The sequence below is a fragment of the Streptacidiphilus pinicola genome, from assembly GCF_003258295.1.
GTDB classification, from domain to species: domain Bacteria; phylum Actinomycetota; class Actinomycetes; order Streptomycetales; family Streptomycetaceae; genus Streptacidiphilus; species Streptacidiphilus pinicola.
This window is the reverse complement of sequence record NZ_QKYN01000027.1, coordinates 94,045-109,442: the sequence shown is the minus strand read 5'-3', so window position 1 is coordinate 109,442 and position 15,398 is coordinate 94,045. Positions and strand designations below refer to the sequence as shown.

Sequence of the window (15,398 nt, the reverse complement as noted above, 5' to 3'; positions counted from 1 at the left end):
GTGTAGCGGGTGCCCCAGCGCTCCGACAAGTGAGCCACCAGGAAGAGGCCGCGCCCGCCCTCGTCCGTGGTCGCCGCGTACCGTACGTGCGGTGAGGTGCTGCTGGCGTCGGCGACCTCGCAGACCAGGGAACGAGCGCGGAGGAGCCGGACCGTGATCGGGCCGTCGGCATAGCGGATGGCGTTGGTGATCAGCTCACTGAGGATCAGCTCGGTGGTGAACGACAGGTCGTCGAGCATCCAGTGGTGCAGCCGGCGTGTCGCCGCGGCGCGGATCTCGGCGACCGCCGCAGGGTCGGCGGGGACGTCGAAGCATGCCACCTGGTCGTCGGGAAGCCCGTTGGCGCGCGCTACGAGCAACGCGACGTCGTCCTCGGGTGGTTCACCGGCCGCGTCCCCCGGGAGCAGGGCGGAGATCACGGCGTCGCACAGGCGGTCGGGGGAGGCGTTGTGGTCCTGGCGGACCGCCAGCAGCAGCCGGTCCAGTCCGGTGTCGATGTCGCGATCACGTCGCTCGACCAGACCGTCGGTGTAGAGCAGGAAGCCGGCGCCGTCGGGCAGCGGCAGCTCGACCGTCTCGAACGGCATTCCGCCGAGGCCGAGCGGGGGGCCGGCCGGAACGTCGGCGAATTCGGCCCGGCCGTCCGGATGGACCACCACGGGCGGCACGTGGCCCGCGCGTGCCACCGCGAGCTGCCGGGCCACCGGGTCGTAGACGGCGTAGATGCACGAGGCACCGATGATGTCGTTCTGGCTGCCGCTGCCTGCGGTGCCGCGTTCCTCGTCGAGGCGGCTGACCAGATCGTCGAGGTGGGCCAACAACTCGCCGGGAGGGAGGTTGAGATAGGAGACGTTATGGACGGCGGTGCGCAGCCGTCCCATGGTCGCGGCGGCGCTCAGGCCGTGGCCGACCACGTCTCCCACGACCAGTGCGATCCGGGCACCGGACAGGGGGATGACGTCGAACCAGTCCCCGCCCGCCCCGGCCTGTGCCGGGAGATAGCGGAAGGCGGTCTCGAGCGTTTCGAGCTTCGGCAGGTCCCGCGGCAGGAGGCTGCGTTGCAGCGCGGCAGCCAGGATCTGGTTGCCGGTGACGGCCGACACGATCTGCTCCTGGCTGGCGTAACGCGTCTCGAACACTCCCGCATTGCGTCCCAAGCGCAGGACCGCGACGCGGTCGGCGACCTCCAGCACGTCGTCGATGTTGTGACTGACCAGGACGATCCCCCGCCCGTTGCGGCGCAGCCGGCCCACCAGGTCGAGCACGAGGGAGCTCTGCTCGGGGTCCAGCCCGGCCGTCGGCTCGTCCAACAGCAGCAGAGCCGGATCGTCGATCAGTGCCATGGCGATGGCGACCGATTGGCGCTCCGCGGCGGTCAGCGCCGCCAGCGGTGCCCGTAGGTTGGGGATGCGGACGTTCAGGCTGTCCAGCAGTCCCCGCGCCTTCTGCTCCATGGCGACCTCGTTCAGAAGCCCGAAGCGGCGCAACTCCCGCCCGAGGAAGAGCTGGGAGATCACATCGAGGTTCAGGCACAGCTCGGGGTCCTGGTGCACCGCGGCCACACCGAGCCGTCGGACCTCCCGCGGCCTGCGCAGGTCCACCGGCCGTCCGTCCCACAGGGCGGTGCCGGTGTCCGGCGCCTGGACTCCGGCCATCAGCCGGATCAGCGTGGACTTGCCGGCACCGCTCTCACCGACGACGGCGACCACCTGTCCGGCCTTCACGTCGAGGTCGACGTCCACGAGGGCGCGCACCGCGCCGAAGCGCTTGGAGACGCCCCGCAGGGACAGCAACGGTGATTCGGCCATGCGGTGCGAATTCCTCTCCCGGAGCGTATCCCTCCAGTCTCCCGCGAAGCCCGCCCGGCCGGTACCCGCGCCGCACGGGTGTCCCCTGGTGGGATGGCCCGGTTCAGGCCGTGGCGCGTCGGAACGGCCAGGACAGCGCGGCGTGGAAGCGTCGCGGATCCGGGTACGAGGCGGGGTCGATGAGACCCATCCGGTCCGGGATGCGGCGGGGCTCGTAGACGAAGGTCCGGAAGAGGATGTCCCAGACCGGGACGACCGATCCGAAGTTGCCGCCCTTCTCGGCGGCGTGGTGGTAGCGATGGGTTTCGGTTCCGATGAGGACGTAGTTCAACCATCCGGTTCGCAGGTCGCTGTTGACGTGGCTGACCGTCTGCTGGAGGCCGAGCACGGCGATGGCGATGAAGGCCGCCGCCGGGCCGATGCCGGTGAGTTTGAAGACGACCAGGGAGATGACGAACCGCGACACCAGCAGGTCCAGCGGGTGGAAGACCTGGTGCATCAGGACGTAGAGCTGCGAGGGCGAGTGGTGCAGGCCGTGGACGCGCCACAGCCGGGAGAAGGTGTGCGCGGCGCGGTGATACGCATACCAGAGCAGGTCCAGCGCCAGGAGCGCGAAGACGGCCTGTACGACGAGCGGCGCGCGTCCCAGCAGGCCGAACCCGTCCTTGGGCACGGCCGCCGAGGCGACAAGTGAGACGCCCACTGTGGCGATCTGCTCTACCACGACGGCCAGTCCGATGAACGGCAGATCGCGCTCGACCAGGCTGTGCTTCGTCATCGACCAGCGGTCCAGCAGCGGGTTGATCCGCTCGACTGCGAAGACGACCACGATGGTGATGCCCGTGAGCAGGCCTATCGCTGCACCGGGGCTGAGAATCCCGCGCAGGGCTGCCCAGATCCCCGCGCCGGTGATGAGAACGAGTGTGGGATATGTTCCGTAGGTGAGAACCGGCTTCGCCGGCTTGTCCAATTCCATGTCACGATGCTCTGACTCCTACGAGGGAATCCGCTGCCCCGTGAGCGCGAACCACTTGCCCTCGGACGCGGATCCGATCGCTGCGCAGGTCCTGGCATTCGGTGCCGCCCATGGTGTCGACGCCGTGTCGCCCGACCAGACGTGGGAGTTGCTGGAGCGTACGGGTGTACCCCATCCCGGTCTCGAGTTCGCCGCGTGGACGGACACGATGGCCTTCGGCGGGCTGCTCGGGCCGGTCATCGTGAACAGCCCGGACGTCCGGACCCTGGTCGAGGACCTGTGCCGGTTCCATCCGATGTTCGACCGGGACCGGATCGTCGTGGCGCGAAGGCCCACGGGCGTGTCGGTCTCGGTGCTGTCCGCAGAGGGCGGGCCTTCACACCCGGACACGGTGGACGCGGTCTTCGCCCTGCTGTGCCGGACGGTCCGACGCCTGGCCGGGCATCAAGCCGCTCCTTCGGAGGTCAGGTTCCGGCGGCCGACTCCTGGCGATGCGGGCGTCTATGACGCGCTGTTCGGACGCGTGGTCTTCGCCGCACCCGGCGACGTTTGTTTCTTCGGCGAAACCGCGCTGAGCGCTCCGATTGTTCAGGCCGACCCCGTCGTGCGGTCGATGCTGTGGCCGTACGCCGAACGGCGGGCCACTCACCGGGAGGTGTCGTGGGCGGCTGCCGTGGGGAAACTGCTCGCCGACGGGGGCGCAGAGCTCACCGATGTGGCGCGGGCGCTTGCGGTCAGCACCCGGACGCTGCAGTCGCGGTTGGAAGCCGAAGGCACGTCGTTCGCGGCCCTGGCCGATTCCGTCCGGCGCGAGCGGGCCCTGGGCATGATCGCCATGCCTGATCTGCCGGTGACGGTGATCGCGGCCCGGCTCGGGTTCGCAACGCCGTCTGCGTTCACCCGAGCGTTCCGGCGCTGGACCGGCATGTCGCCCTCCCGGTACCGGCAGCAGCCCGACGCGCCCTGAGCAGCCTCACTGTTCGAAGAACGCCCGGATCACTCGTTCTGCGGCCTCGTCCTCCGCGGCTGCCGGAGAGATCTCGTCGAGCGTGTCGAGATCGGTGTCGTCGGTCAGTTCCGCCTCCCAGGCTTCGGCGAGCTGCCTTTGCTGCTCGGGGGTCTGGGAACGGACCTTCGCGCGGCCGGCAGGGCTGAGCACGGCGAGGAAGCGGGTGAGTGCGTCGTCTGGCATGGGAACCTCTTCAGGGCTGCTGCGGGGAAACCGCGTCCTCCGCCAGGGTGCCGGGTGCGCGGACAGCACGCACCCCGGGTGGCATGAGCAGTCCGGCCCGTTGCACACCAATGGACCCGCCCGGAAGGCAGCCCCAGCGCATCCCGCAGAGCCTGGCATGTGACGGCACACGTCGTGCCGTCACACCGACCGAGAGGGTGCGACATGCGAGTCCTGCTCACCGCCCAGATGGACACGGCCAAGGGCAATCAAGCGATCAAGGACAAGAGGCTGGCGGAGATCATGAAGACGGCGCTGGGATCGCTCCAGCCTGAAGCCGCGTACTTCGGGGCCAAGGACGGCTGCCGTACGGCGTTCATCGTCTTCGACCTGAAGGACGTGTCCGACATTCCCAAGGTCGCTGAGCCTTTCTTCATGGAGCTCGATGCCAAGATCGAGTTCATCCCCGTGATGGACTTCAACGACGTGCAGTCGGGCTTGGGCAAGGTCGGGTGATGTAGCCGTTGGCGCCGTCAGCTTGCGTGGAGGGCCGCGGCGCGGCGGCGCTTTGCACACGGCTGGCCGCAGATCGCCGAAGCCCCCGGTGCCGCGGTTGCGGCATCGGGGGCTCTCTCGCGCTCGCGTGGAGGCCCGCTTCTATTCGTCTGCCAAGACGATGTTCAGGTCGTCGAGGAAGTCGTCGTCGGAGCTGTCCGGTTCCTCCGGTCCGTAGAATCGTTCGAGGTCGTCGTCGTGGTCCCGGTCTCGCGGGATCATCTCCTGCATGGCGCTCCTCCTCAGCTCGTTGAGTGGATGAGCGCCCAGCTCAGCAAAGACTTACGGAGGGTGCGCGTCGTCGCGTCCGATCGGGTGGGTCACCGACCGTCGCCGCCCCAGGTGCCCCGCAGGCGGGCTGCTTCCAGCTGGGGCAGCTTGGAGGAATGAGCGATCAGCCGTCCCCTGAGCATCATCACGCACACGTCGTCGTCCACCCCGTCCAGGCGGACGCGATGACGGGCCCCTACCGGCGCGTGGACATTCTCGGCGAGCAGATCGGCAAGGCGCATGAGCTCGCCGACGTGGCCGAGTTCTGCCGCCGCGCCGGACTGGAAGAGCTCGACTTGGACGCCGACGGCATGGTCGACTGGATGGGCGGGGGCTCGGACGTGTGGGAGTGACCGGCCAGTTGAACCACCCCACACCGGGAGTCTCCGTCATGACGACGCCCGGGGCTTACTCCTCGGCGAGCAGCGCCTCGCGCAGGTTCGCGAGGACCTTGGAGAGTATGCGGGAGACGTGCATCTGCGAGATGCCCAGGTGGGCGCCGATCTCCGACTGGGTGAGTTCGCCGGTGAAGCGCAGTGCCAGCACGGTCCGCTCCCGCTCGGGGAGGGCGGCTATGAGGGGCTTGAGGCTTTCCAGGTTCTCCACGCCCTCGATGCCGCGGTCGAGGTATCCCATCCGGCGGGCCTGCGGCCCGTCGGCGTCCTCGCGTTCCGGTCCCTCGAGGGTGCCGGCGGTGTACGCGTTGCTCACGGCCTGACCCTCGGCGATGTCCGCCTCGCTCACCTGCAGGTGTGCGGCCAGCTCGGCGTCGGTGGGGTCGCGCTCCAGTTCCTGGGAGAGCTCGTCGCGAGCCTTGGCCAGGCGCAGCCGCAGCTCCTGGAGGCGCCGCGGGACGCGCACGGACCAGCTGGTGTCCCGGAAGAAGCGCTTGAGCTCGCCGGTGATGGTCGGCAGCGCGAAGGTCGAGAACTCGACATGGCGGTCCGGGTCGAAGCGGTTGATGGCCTTGATCAGACCCACGATCCCGACTTGCAGCAGGTCCTCGGTGGGTTCGGTTCGGTGCCGGAACTGCGCGACCGCGTAGCGGACCAGGGCGAGATTGCTTTCGACCAGGGTGTTGCGCACGTAGGAGTAGTCGGCGGTGCCTTCCTCGAGCTCGGCCAGGCGTGTGAACAGCAGATACGAGAGCGCACGCGCGTCCTCGGTGTCCACGGCGTGGGGCGAGGGAAGCCGACCGGGGGCTGCCGGTTCGGCGCCGACCAGCGGCGTAGGCAACATGAAAAGGGCTCCTCAGGTGGTATGTGCCCGTGCTGTCGTCGACTGCGCGGGCCGTCCCGCTTCGGGGCGTCCTGAGAGAGCGCCTACCCGTTCCGGGCCCGGACATGCGAAGAAGGTTTCCGGAATGCGCCAGCCGGGGACAGGCACCCAGCAGAGCCTCGGAAGACGATCAGACGATGGCGAGTGAGGTGACCTGCCAGCGCTGGAAGCCCTGCTTGTTCATCGCGAGTGCGACATAGTGCGCACCGGTGGCGGTGGCGGGCAGGAGGCAGATGCGCTGCGCGTTCTGGATCCATTGCGGGCCTCCGGCTGCGGTGAGACCGGCAGCGGGGGCGGGAATGTCGAGGGAGTTCTCGCCGTAGCAGCTGGGGGTGGCCTGGAACGCGTCCGGATACGAGCGGAGCTGGTTGGCGGCCTCCGCGGCGACGCCGGCGGCTGACAAGGACTGCGCCGCCTGGGCGTCGCCATGGCGGATGTCGGTGACGAACTGCGCTGCGGTGGCCAGTTCGGTGGTGGCCGACAGGTTGGCGGCGGTGATTCCGTGGCCGTTCCACCGCAGCGTCGCGGTGTAGTCCAGGCTCGACATGGCACCGGGGTCGCCGTCCTCCGGCGTGGACCATTCGGCGACCACCGCACCGTTGTCGTAGCGCAGTTGGTAGACGTCCGCGTGCTCGCCAGGCTGGCGCCCGGGTGCGTTGATGTCGCCGAGGCTGACGTATCCCAGTAGGTGCGGCCCGGGGGTGTAGAAGGCGACCAGCTCGGGCCAGGCCACGCCGCCGGCGTTGCAGGCGAGCGTGGCGGCCGCGTCACCGTAGCCGTCACCGTTGAGGTCGCCCAGGGCGAGCAGGTCGGACCGCTGGCCGCCGTCGAGCCAGGCGAGCTCCATGCTGCCGTGGTTGGCGGGGATTCCGGCGAGCCTGCCGCCGGTGAGGGTGCCTGCGTCGTGTTCGCAGGCGGCCGGCACGGGCGCGGACAACAGGTCGGCTGCGGTGACAGGTTGACGGGAGCTCAGGTCGTCGGCCACGGCGCCGAGAGCCTCGTTGGTCAACTCGATGCCACGCATGAGATCGACGTGGAAGCAGGCACCGGTGAAGGCCTTGAGGGGCTCCTGCGCAATGTCCGCCTTGCTGGCCAGCCTGAGCCTGAGGTCGAGGAAGTCACCGGCGCCTCGGGCCGGGTTGAGTTGGTAATCGCAGGACACGGTCTTGGTCAGCGTCGCCCCGTGCTGGGCGGAGTCGGCCGTCACGATGATGTCCCCCACATTGACCGGGACGGTGTCCCAAGGCAGCGCGAACCAGCCCAGGTCGGGAACCTGGAAGGTGGTCTGGCCGGCGAGGGCGTCGACTGTGATGCCGGCCGGCCAGGGTTTCAGGGCGGCCAGTTGGGGCGATCCGTAGCGCAGGGCTTGTCCGGCGGTTGATTCGAGGGCCCGGGCCGGGGCGTACAGTCGATCGCACAGCGTTCCTGTCTCGATCTCGTTGCTGGTATAGCTTCCGCACACGGCGAGAATCGTCCGGATCAGCGCCAGCGTCTGGTTGGTGACGGCCCCCTGGTCGAGCAGGGTCTCGCCCAGAAGCGCGGCGACCGAGCCGGTTTCCGGGGTCCCGAAGGTCACGACGGTGCTGATCTCGCGGGACCGGTCCGCTGCGCCCGGGCCCGGGTGGGTCGCTGCGTAGCGGGTGACAAGGCCGCCCATGGAGTGCGCGACGACGATCACCTTTTGCCCACTGGCCTGATACAGGCAGTCGATGACCTTGCCGAGAGCCGGGCCGAGATGCGAATCGTCCACCCAGCGAGCCGAATAGGGGTGGTAGTCGAAGGTGAACACCGCGGCGCCCGGCACGTTCTGGAACTGTCCGATGAGCGACCGGGTGGTGTCCACTGTGCCGAGGGCGTTGGCTGTCAGATCGATGATGCTGGAGAAATCACCTGTGCGGTCGCTGGTGTGGGTGTCACTGCCGGTCCAGCCGTGCACGATGATGACCGGTGTGTACCTCCGGCGGGAGTCCGGTGCGTAGGCGACGGGCTTTCCCTGCGGTGTGGTGTCGCCGGCCAGCGTCGGAGCGAGCTGGACGGTGTCCTGGTCCAGGCCGAGCCGGTCCGACTGACACTGGTCGCTCCAGTTGATCAGGACGCTGGGAAGCGCCGGAGCGGAAGCCGCCGCTCGTGGCGCGACGGCCTGCGTTCCCGCGAGAAGCACAAGGGCGGCCAGGGCAGTGACGACGCGTCCGGTGTAGCGGTGTTTCATCGCGCGCCCGCCGTTGACGAGTTGGCCGGACCGGGCAGCAGCAGGGTCGCCATGACTTTCCAAGCACCCCGCTCCTGCACCATCACTGCTGCGTAGTCCGCCGCCGGCGTGCCGGGCGCCGCGATGGTCACCGTCATGATCCCCCCGCCGACCCCGTCGGGCAGCCACGAGTCGACCTGCGGAGTCACCGTGGTTCCCGGCGGCACGGCTTGGCGCGCCTGGTTGCCCACCTCCGAGCGCGCGCTGGTGGCCACAAGGGCGGCGGGGTCGGTGGACAAGCGCGTCAGGGCCTGCGCAACTTGCTGTGCCTGCTGCCGAGTTGCTGATGGCGCGCCTGATGTTCGGTGGTGGGCGGTGTCTTGCGTGCCCCGAAGAACGAACCAGCTCGCGGCTGCGGCCAGGGAAGCAAGAAGGATGACCGCCCACGCCCATCTGCCACGCGATCGCATCGAACAGCCCCCGGAGGACGAAGCGGACCTGAGGCGATGATACGAATGGTTACGCAGAATAGTCGGCTGGTTACAGATCTGTGATGTGAGTGCGCTCGGTGCGGTCGTCGTATCGGTCGTCGTACTCCCCGCGGGCGGTGATGACGTCCTCGATGTGTAGCACCGACCACTCCGTGAGCGCCTTCAGCGGTTCCCGCAGTGTCTGGCCGAGCGCGGTCAGTTCGTACTCCACGCGCGGCGGCACCTCCGGGTAGACGGTCCGGCTGATCAGCCCGTCGCGTTCGAGGGTGCGCAGTGTCTGGGTGAGCATCTTCTCGCTCACGCCCGCCAGCGCCTGCCGGAGCCGGCTGAACCGGGCGGTCCCGTTCCGGCCGAGCTCACCCAGCACGAGGACCGCCCACTTGCTGCCGATCTGGTCGAGCAGGTCCCGTGACGGGCAGCCGCGCTCGTACGGATCGAATGACGCCACCGGTCCGGTCGCCTTTTCGACAGCCTCCATACCGCCCACCTCAATGCTTTCGCTCGGGTAAGTACCCTACCAAGAAGTGGCTACTTCCCAACAGAGAGTGTGCAGGTCACCCTGATTTCCATCCCGCGCGGACGAACTGCGACGGGCGCGCGAGGCGCGCACGAAATGAAGGAGTGACCACCATGTCGATCGTCGTCACCGGAGCCACTGGCCAACTGGGCAGGCTCACCGTCGAGGCGCTGCTGCGGCGCGGGATCCCGGCCGCGGACATCATCGCGACCGGCCGGGACATCGCCGGGATCAAGGACCTGGGCGACCGGGGCGTCACGGCACGCCGCGCCGACTTCGCGGACGCCGACAGCCTGACCGAGGCCTTCGCAGGGGCGGACAGGCTGCTGCTGATCTCGGCCTCGGTCCCCGTGGGAGAGCGGGTCGCCAACCACCGCCGCGTGATGGACGCCGCGGTGGCCGCGGGTGTGTCGCTGGTGGCGTACACGAGCACGACGCACGCGGACACGGCCACCACCATCATCGGCGCCACGCACGGCGAGACCGAGAAGTACCTGCGGGACCGCCACATCCCCAGCGTGCTGTTGCGCAACGGCTGGTACCTGGAGAACTACACCAGCCAACTGCCGCAGATCCTGCAGAACGGCGCCGTCGTGGGCGCCGCGGGTGAGGGGCGGATCAGCGCGGCGTCCCGCGCCGACCTGGCCGAGGCCGCGGCGGTCGTCCTCACCACCGAGGGCCACTCCGGCGCCGTGTACGAGCTCGGCGGCGACGAATCCTTCACCCTGGCTGAGCTCGCCGCCACGATCGGCGCTGCGGCCGGGAAGAAGATTGCCTACGCCGACCTCCCGGTGACCGAGTTCGCCCAGGCGCTGGCCGCCGTAGGCCTACCCACCGAGCTGGCGGAGGTCCTCGCCGACGCCGACCTAGGCCTGAGCCGCGGCGAGATGTACACCGATTCCGGCGACTTGCGGCGCCTGATCGGCCGCCCGCCCGTGACCCTGACCGAGGCACTCGCGGCGCTGCAGCCCCTATAGCAGGAGCAAGCCTTGGCGTGCCTCCTGCCGGTAGTGCAGAGAACGCGGCGGCAGTCCTCAAGTGGCGGCGCGGCATCGGCCCGGGTTGCATGGGTGCGACAGAGGGCGTCGGCCCGGCAGCATCCGCGCCGGCGCGTCCGCGGGATGCCGTTCGAGCGCGAGAGGCCGAGGTATGCGGGAGCAGGAAGGCACCTCCGAGCTGGACCAGGCTGCCGAGACCGAACCGACGATGCCCCGACCTTCAGCGCGGGCTCGTCGAATACGCCGCGGTCTGCTGCGCCGCCGTCCGCGCCCGGCGGGTCCGATCACCCACCGGCGGTGGATCTGGCGGCGGATATGGCGCTGCGCGCTCGCCTTGACGGTGGCCTTCTCTCTGTGGCTCGGCTACTCGGTCTACGGAGCTCTGTCGGCACCGGGAACGGACAGCACGGCGGCCCGATTGGCCGAGTGGGGCCGGGACCATGGTCTGAACTGGGCGGTCAACTGGCTCGAAGTGCAGACCTACACGCCGCCGAAGGCCGGGGGCGCCGTCCCGCCGGACGCGCTGGCCCGGATGCAGGCCGCACAGCGGCAGCAGGACCTCGCGCGCAAGGCCGCCATCACGCTGCACGCGCCGGTGAAGCCGTTGGTCAGCCCGGCGCTTCCGGGCGAGGGGGATTTCAGCCCGCTGATCGAGGAGCACGGGCAGCCGGTCGTCCAGAGCGCCACGATGCGCCCGGACACCCAGTACACCTCCTTCCCGGTCGGTGTCGTGTGGATGAAGCAGAGCGCCCTGTCCTTCGCACTGCACCCCGGCTTCCAGGAGCCGGGCGGCAACTGGGGTGTTCCCGACACGGTCCCGTCCGGGCAGCGGCTCGGCCTGGTCGCCACGTACAACGGCGGCTTCAAGGTGTCCAACGGCGATTCCCACGGAGGGTTCTACCTGGACGGCCGCACGGTGGGAACGCTGCGGGACGGCGCCGCCACCGAGGTCTTCTACAAGAACGGGTCGCTGCGGATCGGCGTGTGGGGGCAGGACGTCCGCATGACGCCGGACGTGGTCGGAGTCCGCCAGTGCCTGGTGCCGCTGGTTGCGCACGGGCAGGTCACCCAGCAGGTCTACGACGGTGGCACGGCGACGTGGGGCTTCACCGACCAGGGTGCCCCGTTCGTGGCCCGCTCCGGCGTGGGCGTCGACAAGAACGGGAACATCATCTATGTCGGCGGCCGGGTTCTCTCCGTGCAGACCCTCGCGGTCCTGCTCCAACGCGCCGGAGCCGTCACGGCAATGATGCTCGACATCAACCTGAGCTGGCCGTCCTTCATCTCCTACGACGGCTCCCACGACACGGCCGATCCCACTCCGCACAACCTCGTCAACTTCGTCCGTCCGGCCGATCGCTACTACCAGGAATCGAGCCGCGACTTCGTGGCTGTCTACACCCGCAGTCACAGCTGAGGAGACGTCAGCGAGGCCCGTCCCCTCGGCGGGTCGCTGGCCTTCGCCTTCGGCATCCTGCGGAAGCCTTCAAGGGTTCGCGCGTGCCGCCGCCCGGATGATGAGGTGGCACCGTGACCCATCATCATGAGGCGGCCACTGTCCGACCGTTGACACTGGCCTGGGTGCTCCGGCATCTGGAGTCCGGCGAACGGTTCGTCCGAGCCGAGACGCTGCGGGGCGGCGCCACCGCCGACATGCGGAGACTGACCATGGCACCCGGGACGGAGGCACCCGGCACCTGGTGCTGCGCTCCTTCGTCGACGAGACCCGGCAGGGGCCGGCCGAGGACCTCCTGCACAGGGAGGCCGACGCCCTGACCACGCTCACCGACACCGGCGTGCGGGCTCCCGGACTTGTCGCCGTCGATCCGACCGCCGCGCACTGCGAGTACCCCTCGCTCCTCATGACCCACCTGCCGGGCCGGATGCTCCTCGACGACGAGGGGCCGGAGACGCGCCTGCCCCTGCTGGCCCGTCAACTCGTGGCGGTCCACGCGGTGCGGCCGGCCGTCCGGCCCCGGGAGTACGTGGCGCTGACGACCGCCGGCACGGTGGTGACCCCCGAGGGCGCGGACACCGCGGTCTGGACTGCAGCGATCGACGTGATCCGCACGCCCCCGCTGCGCTACGAAGGGCGGTTCCTCCACCGGGACTTCCAGCCCGGCAACGTGCTGTTCGGCCCGCCGCCCGAGGACCCGGCCGGTGTAGCCGGTGCCCGGATCGGCCGCCCCGGCCCGACCACGTGAGGACAGCGCCGCGGCCCTGGAGTCCATCGTTTGCGGCCCGCCCGTTCACCCGTGCTGCAGGCGGTCGACCGCGGCCTGCTGGGCTTCCAGCCTGGCCTGGAGCTGCTCGGCTCGACTCTCGGCCGCGGCCACCTCGGTTTGGGACGCCGCCGCCGTCTGCTCCGCCGCGTCGAGAGCGTCGCGGGCCTGGACGAGGGCCCGTTCCGCGTGCTGCACGCGTTCCCGGCTCCTGCGGGCCTGGTCGTCGGCACGCTCGGCCTGGGCGCGGACGCGATCGAGGGTTGTTCCGACGGAGCGCTGCTCGGCCTCCAGTTGGCGTAGCTCCTGCTCGGCCTCGGTCAGGCGCCGCTTATTCTCCGCCGCGCGGTCCCGTTCGGCTTCGCCGGGTGCGGACGGGCGGGCCGCTGGGTGCGTGGGGGCGTCGGTGGGCAGGCCCCGGAGGGTGTTGCCGGGGGTGAGGGCGTGTGTGAGCCGGCCCGCGGCGAACTCCTCGGCGGCGGTCTCGTCGGCGAGAACGGCGCGCAGCGTCTGGTCGAGCTCGTCGGCGGCCTGGTCGGTGACCGGCTGCCCGGCCTGAGCGGCTTCGCGCCGCGCCTGCGCCGCGACGGCCTGGACGAGTGCACTGCGCCGGGCGGAGAGTTCCCGCAGCCGGAGACCCTGCAGTCGCTCCTGGGCGTTGCGCAGGCCCGGCCCGAGTTCCCGCAGCTGCTCCACCTGGTCCGGATGGGCGCGCACCAGCAGGTTCAGCGCGTGCGCCGCCGCGGTCGGGCGGCGCAGCGTCCTGAGCCGCTCGACCAGCTCGCGGTCCCCGGCGCGTTTGGCCTGCTGGGCCGCCTCGTTCCGGGCCTCGGTGAACTCGCTGGGCGGTAGCGCGTAGAGCGCGTCGGCGACTTCGCTGAACGCTGAAACGAACGGGTTCCCGGATTCCTGGAGCTCTGACGCTGCGAACTCGTCCGCGCTTTCCGCCTGAGGGGCGTTCTGTGTGCGGGTTCGTCGGTTTGGGCGAGGAGCAGGCCCCCTGGGGTTACCGGACCGCTGAGTCATGCCTGACACGCTCCAAAGGGAGCTGACCTTCGTTCTCGCTTCCGCTGACCAGTGTCATCGCTGCAGGTCAGGTCGGCGAGCTGTCCCGGTTCGTTGCGTGAGCGGTTGGCTCCGTCAGCGGAGCAGATCCGGGATGGCCAGGGCCGCCATCGGACGCTGGCATGTTCCCAAGAAGCCTCCGCCGGGCAACGACGGCATCTCCGCGGGGCCTAGCGTTGCGCGGTCCGTCCTGACCGGCGCCAACGCCAGCCGAGGAACAGCAGGTCGATGACGAGGAGTACCGCGCCGATGATGAGCAGGTAGAGCAGTCCGTGGGCGACGAAGCCGATGATGCCCAGGACGATCGCGATGATGATTACGATCAGGAACAGGACCATGGCGGCAGCTCCTCTCGCTGCGGCCGGTCAGCGGCGGGCGAGCTGCCGCTCGCCGCCGGCGCCGGGTTGGTAGGCCAGGCCGTAGTGCTGGAAGATCGCTTCTTCGTCCGTGGCCGGCAAGACATCGTCGGTGCCGATGGCCGGGCAGTCCTTCACGAGGGACCTGGCGTAATCGACCTTGACGTAGCCGGGGCCGACAATCGCGTGATCCAGCGGCACGAAGACCAGGCGGTGTCGGGTAGGCAGGCCGACCTGGACAGTGGCCATGGCCGGCTCGTCGGTGGTGGTGTCCACATACACGGCCTCCAGCACCCCGATCTTCTTCCCGTCGGGGTCGACGACATCATGCGTGCGCCATTCCCGGATGTCCGCTGCCTCGATCACAACCCACCGCCTCTCTGCTCCAGCCACTGCGACCTGTGTACTTCCAGCGTGTGCCACCAATCCACGGTGCGCTACCAACCGGGCGCCCGCCTGGCCGAGCAAGGCAACTCACCAAGGACAAAAGCAACAGCATTGCCGCACTGCTGCGCCGGGGGTTCGCCCTGGAGTGGGGAGCTGGCCGATCAGTCGGCTCGGCGCGTCTTTTCGGGGGCGTGTGGTTCGGTGGTGGATGGGCTGGTCCAGCTGGCAAGGATGTCGAGGGCCTCGGCGGACGGGGATGCGGGTTCGGGGGTCAGGATGACGAGGCTCTGGTCGGGGTCGCTTTCGACGGCAAGGACCACGTAGTCGAGTGTCATCTCGCCGACGACCGGGTGGTGCAGGCGTTTGGTGCCGGTGGCGTGGGCGAGGACGTCGTGGTCGGCCCACAAACGGCGGAAGGTGTCGCTGTGCACAGACAATTCGCCGATCAGTTCGGTGAGTTGTGGGTCGTCGGGGTGGCGGCCGGCGTACAGATGCAACGTGGCGACGCAGTCGGCGGCGGCCTTCTCCCAGTCGGCGTACAGACTGCGGGCGGCCTCGTCGAGGAAGACGTAGCGGGCGAAGTTGCGCTCGGAGCGGGGGCGGGCCTCGAAGTCGGCGAAGAGGGCGTAGCCGAGTCGGTTGGCAGCCAGGATGTCCATGCGTCGCCCCTGGATGAGCGCGGGGGCGCTGAGGGAGTCCAGGGCCCGATACATGGCCGGGCGGACCCGCTGCGGGCTGAGCGGCCGCCTGGGGCGGGTCCGGGTGGTGGTGGGCTGGGCGAGGTCGAACAGGTGGGCCCGTTCGGTGTCGTCCAGGTGCAGGGCGCGGGCGACGGCGTCCAGGACGGTTTCGGAGACGCCTTGGGTGCGGCCCCGTTCCAGGCGGACGTAGTAGTCGACGCTGACCCCGGCGAGTTGGGCGACTTCCTCGCGGCGCAGCCCCGGCACCCGGCGGGCGCCCGGGTGCGGGGCCAGGCCAGCTTGTTCGGGCGTGATCCGGGCCCGGCGCGTGCGCAGGAATTCGCGGATCTCGGTGCTGCGGTCCATGGATCCACGGTAGGGCGAACCCGGACGCGTCAGGGTGCCACAAAGGGGTACTGCCAGACCCCCGGATGAG

At 69.7% G+C, this 15,398-nt stretch carries 17 protein-coding genes and 1 pseudogene; 6 read left to right on the top strand and 12 right to left on the bottom strand.

The annotated features are described in order from the left end of the window. A partial coding sequence (locus DN069_RS06715; protein WP_116513674.1) for a SpoIIE family protein phosphatase occupies positions 1-1,808 on the bottom strand: 1,808 nt, incomplete at its 3' end. A 103-nt stretch (positions 1,809-1,911) separates the two neighbouring features. Then, positions 1,912-2,784: a sterol desaturase family protein gene (locus DN069_RS06710; RefSeq protein ID WP_111499906.1), complete on the bottom strand. Its 873-nt coding sequence runs from the start codon at positions 2,782-2,784 to the stop codon at positions 1,912-1,914. A gap of 40 nt (positions 2,785-2,824) precedes the next feature. Between DN069_RS06710 and DN069_RS06705 the strand changes: the two genes are divergently transcribed. Next, on the top strand, positions 2,825-3,751 hold the full coding sequence (locus DN069_RS06705; RefSeq protein WP_165845393.1) for a helix-turn-helix transcriptional regulator: 927 nt from the start codon (positions 2,825-2,827) through the stop codon (positions 3,749-3,751). 6 nt (positions 3,752-3,757) lie between these two features. Here the strand turns inward: DN069_RS06705 and DN069_RS06700 are convergent, their stop codons facing one another. Further along, positions 3,758-3,976 (bottom strand): hypothetical protein, encoded by a 219-nt coding sequence (locus DN069_RS06700; RefSeq protein ID WP_111499904.1) that lies wholly within the window; start codon positions 3,974-3,976, stop codon positions 3,758-3,760. Positions 3,977-4,180: 204 nt separating this feature from the next. On the opposite strand from DN069_RS06700, the gene DN069_RS06695 reads away from it, so the two are divergent. After that, positions 4,181-4,471, top strand: coding sequence for a hypothetical protein (locus DN069_RS06695; protein WP_111499903.1), 291 nt, complete (start codon positions 4,181-4,183; stop codon positions 4,469-4,471). A gap of 141 nt (positions 4,472-4,612) precedes the next feature. Here the strand turns inward: DN069_RS06695 and DN069_RS42330 are convergent, their stop codons facing one another. Then, on the bottom strand, positions 4,613-4,741 hold the full coding sequence (locus DN069_RS42330; RefSeq protein ID WP_279387875.1) for a hypothetical protein: 129 nt from the start codon (positions 4,739-4,741) through the stop codon (positions 4,613-4,615). A 155-nt stretch (positions 4,742-4,896) separates the two neighbouring features. Between DN069_RS42330 and DN069_RS06690 the strand changes: the two genes are divergently transcribed. Continuing rightward, complete coding sequence (locus DN069_RS06690; protein WP_111499902.1) at positions 4,897-5,133, top strand: hypothetical protein; 237 nt, start codon at positions 4,897-4,899, stop codon at positions 5,131-5,133. 55 nt (positions 5,134-5,188) lie between these two features. On the opposite strand, the gene DN069_RS06685 is transcribed toward DN069_RS06690, so the two are convergent. The 4 genes from DN069_RS06685 to DN069_RS06675 form a co-directional block, all read right to left on the bottom strand. Then, complete coding sequence (locus tag DN069_RS06685) at positions 5,189-6,019, bottom strand: SigB/SigF/SigG family RNA polymerase sigma factor (protein ID WP_111499901.1); 831 nt, start codon at positions 6,017-6,019, stop codon at positions 5,189-5,191. 169 nt (positions 6,020-6,188) lie between these two features. Continuing rightward, positions 6,189-7,994 (bottom strand): esterase/lipase family protein, encoded by a 1,806-nt coding sequence (locus tag DN069_RS06680; RefSeq protein ID WP_165845392.1) that lies wholly within the window; start codon positions 7,992-7,994, stop codon positions 6,189-6,191. Positions 7,995-8,263: 269 nt separating this feature from the next. After that, positions 8,264-8,545, bottom strand: a complete 282-nt coding sequence (locus DN069_RS39880) for a hypothetical protein (protein WP_165845391.1) — start codon at positions 8,543-8,545, stop codon at positions 8,264-8,266. A 241-nt stretch (positions 8,546-8,786) separates the two neighbouring features. Beyond that, entirely contained in the window at positions 8,787-9,215 is a 429-nt protein-coding gene (locus DN069_RS06675; RefSeq protein ID WP_111499899.1) for a winged helix-turn-helix transcriptional regulator, read from the bottom strand. 152 nt (positions 9,216-9,367) lie between these two features. Between DN069_RS06675 and DN069_RS06670 the strand changes: the two genes are divergently transcribed. From DN069_RS06670 to DN069_RS06660, 3 genes and pseudogenes are all read left to right on the top strand, one after another. Continuing rightward, on the top strand, positions 9,368-10,231 hold the full coding sequence (locus DN069_RS06670) for an SDR family oxidoreductase (RefSeq protein WP_165845390.1): 864 nt from the start codon (positions 9,368-9,370) through the stop codon (positions 10,229-10,231). A 361-nt stretch (positions 10,232-10,592) separates the two neighbouring features. Continuing rightward, complete coding sequence (locus DN069_RS06665) at positions 10,593-11,669, top strand: phosphodiester glycosidase family protein (RefSeq protein WP_165845389.1); 1,077 nt, start codon at positions 10,593-10,595, stop codon at positions 11,667-11,669. A 113-nt stretch (positions 11,670-11,782) separates the two neighbouring features. Next, positions 11,783-12,432: pseudogene (locus tag DN069_RS06660) on the top strand (phosphotransferase family protein); the annotation flags it as partial. Positions 12,433-12,501: 69 nt separating this feature from the next. Here DN069_RS06660 and DN069_RS06655 read toward each other — a convergent pair. The 4 genes from DN069_RS06655 to DN069_RS06645 form a co-directional block, all read right to left on the bottom strand. Continuing rightward, complete coding sequence (locus DN069_RS06655; protein ID WP_111499896.1) at positions 12,502-13,500, bottom strand: hypothetical protein; 999 nt, start codon at positions 13,498-13,500, stop codon at positions 12,502-12,504. Between the two features lie 209 nt (positions 13,501-13,709). After that, a complete protein-coding gene (locus DN069_RS39875) occupies positions 13,710-13,877 on the bottom strand; it encodes a hypothetical protein (protein WP_165845388.1) in 168 nt (55 codons plus the stop codon). A gap of 27 nt (positions 13,878-13,904) precedes the next feature. Beyond that, positions 13,905-14,261, bottom strand: a complete 357-nt coding sequence (locus DN069_RS06650; protein WP_111499895.1) for a PRC-barrel domain-containing protein — start codon at positions 14,259-14,261, stop codon at positions 13,905-13,907. Positions 14,262-14,443: 182 nt separating this feature from the next. Next, on the bottom strand, positions 14,444-15,328 hold the full coding sequence (locus tag DN069_RS06645) for a helix-turn-helix transcriptional regulator (protein WP_111499894.1): 885 nt from the start codon (positions 15,326-15,328) through the stop codon (positions 14,444-14,446). Between the last annotated feature and the right edge of the window lie 70 nt (positions 15,329-15,398).

Coding starts and splice junctions, on each gene's coding strand:
- DN069_RS39875 (WP_165845388.1), bottom strand. CDS start 13,877: ATGGTCCTGTTCCTGATCGTAATCATCATCGCGATCGTCCTGGGCATC.
- DN069_RS06655 (WP_111499896.1), bottom strand. CDS start 13,500: ATGACTCAGCGGTCCGGTAACCCCAGGGGGCCTGCTCCTCGCCCAAAC.
- DN069_RS06700 (WP_111499904.1), bottom strand. CDS start 3,976: ATGCCAGACGACGCACTCACCCGCTTCCTCGCCGTGCTCAGCCCTGCC.
- DN069_RS06675 (WP_111499899.1), bottom strand. CDS start 9,215: ATGGAGGCTGTCGAAAAGGCGACCGGACCGGTGGCGTCATTCGATCCG.
- DN069_RS06695 (WP_111499903.1), top strand. CDS start 4,181: ATGCGAGTCCTGCTCACCGCCCAGATGGACACGGCCAAGGGCAATCAA.
- DN069_RS06670 (WP_165845390.1), top strand. CDS start 9,368: ATGTCGATCGTCGTCACCGGAGCCACTGGCCAACTGGGCAGGCTCACC.
- DN069_RS42330 (WP_279387875.1), bottom strand. CDS start 4,741: ATGCAGGAGATGATCCCGCGAGACCGGGACCACGACGACGACCTCGAA.
- DN069_RS06645 (WP_111499894.1), bottom strand. CDS start 15,328: ATGGACCGCAGCACCGAGATCCGCGAATTCCTGCGCACGCGCCGGGCC.
- DN069_RS06685 (WP_111499901.1), bottom strand. CDS start 6,019: ATGTTGCCTACGCCGCTGGTCGGCGCCGAACCGGCAGCCCCCGGTCGG.
- DN069_RS06690 (WP_111499902.1), top strand. CDS start 4,897: ATGAGCGATCAGCCGTCCCCTGAGCATCATCACGCACACGTCGTCGTC.
- DN069_RS06710 (WP_111499906.1), bottom strand. CDS start 2,784: ATGGAATTGGACAAGCCGGCGAAGCCGGTTCTCACCTACGGAACATAT.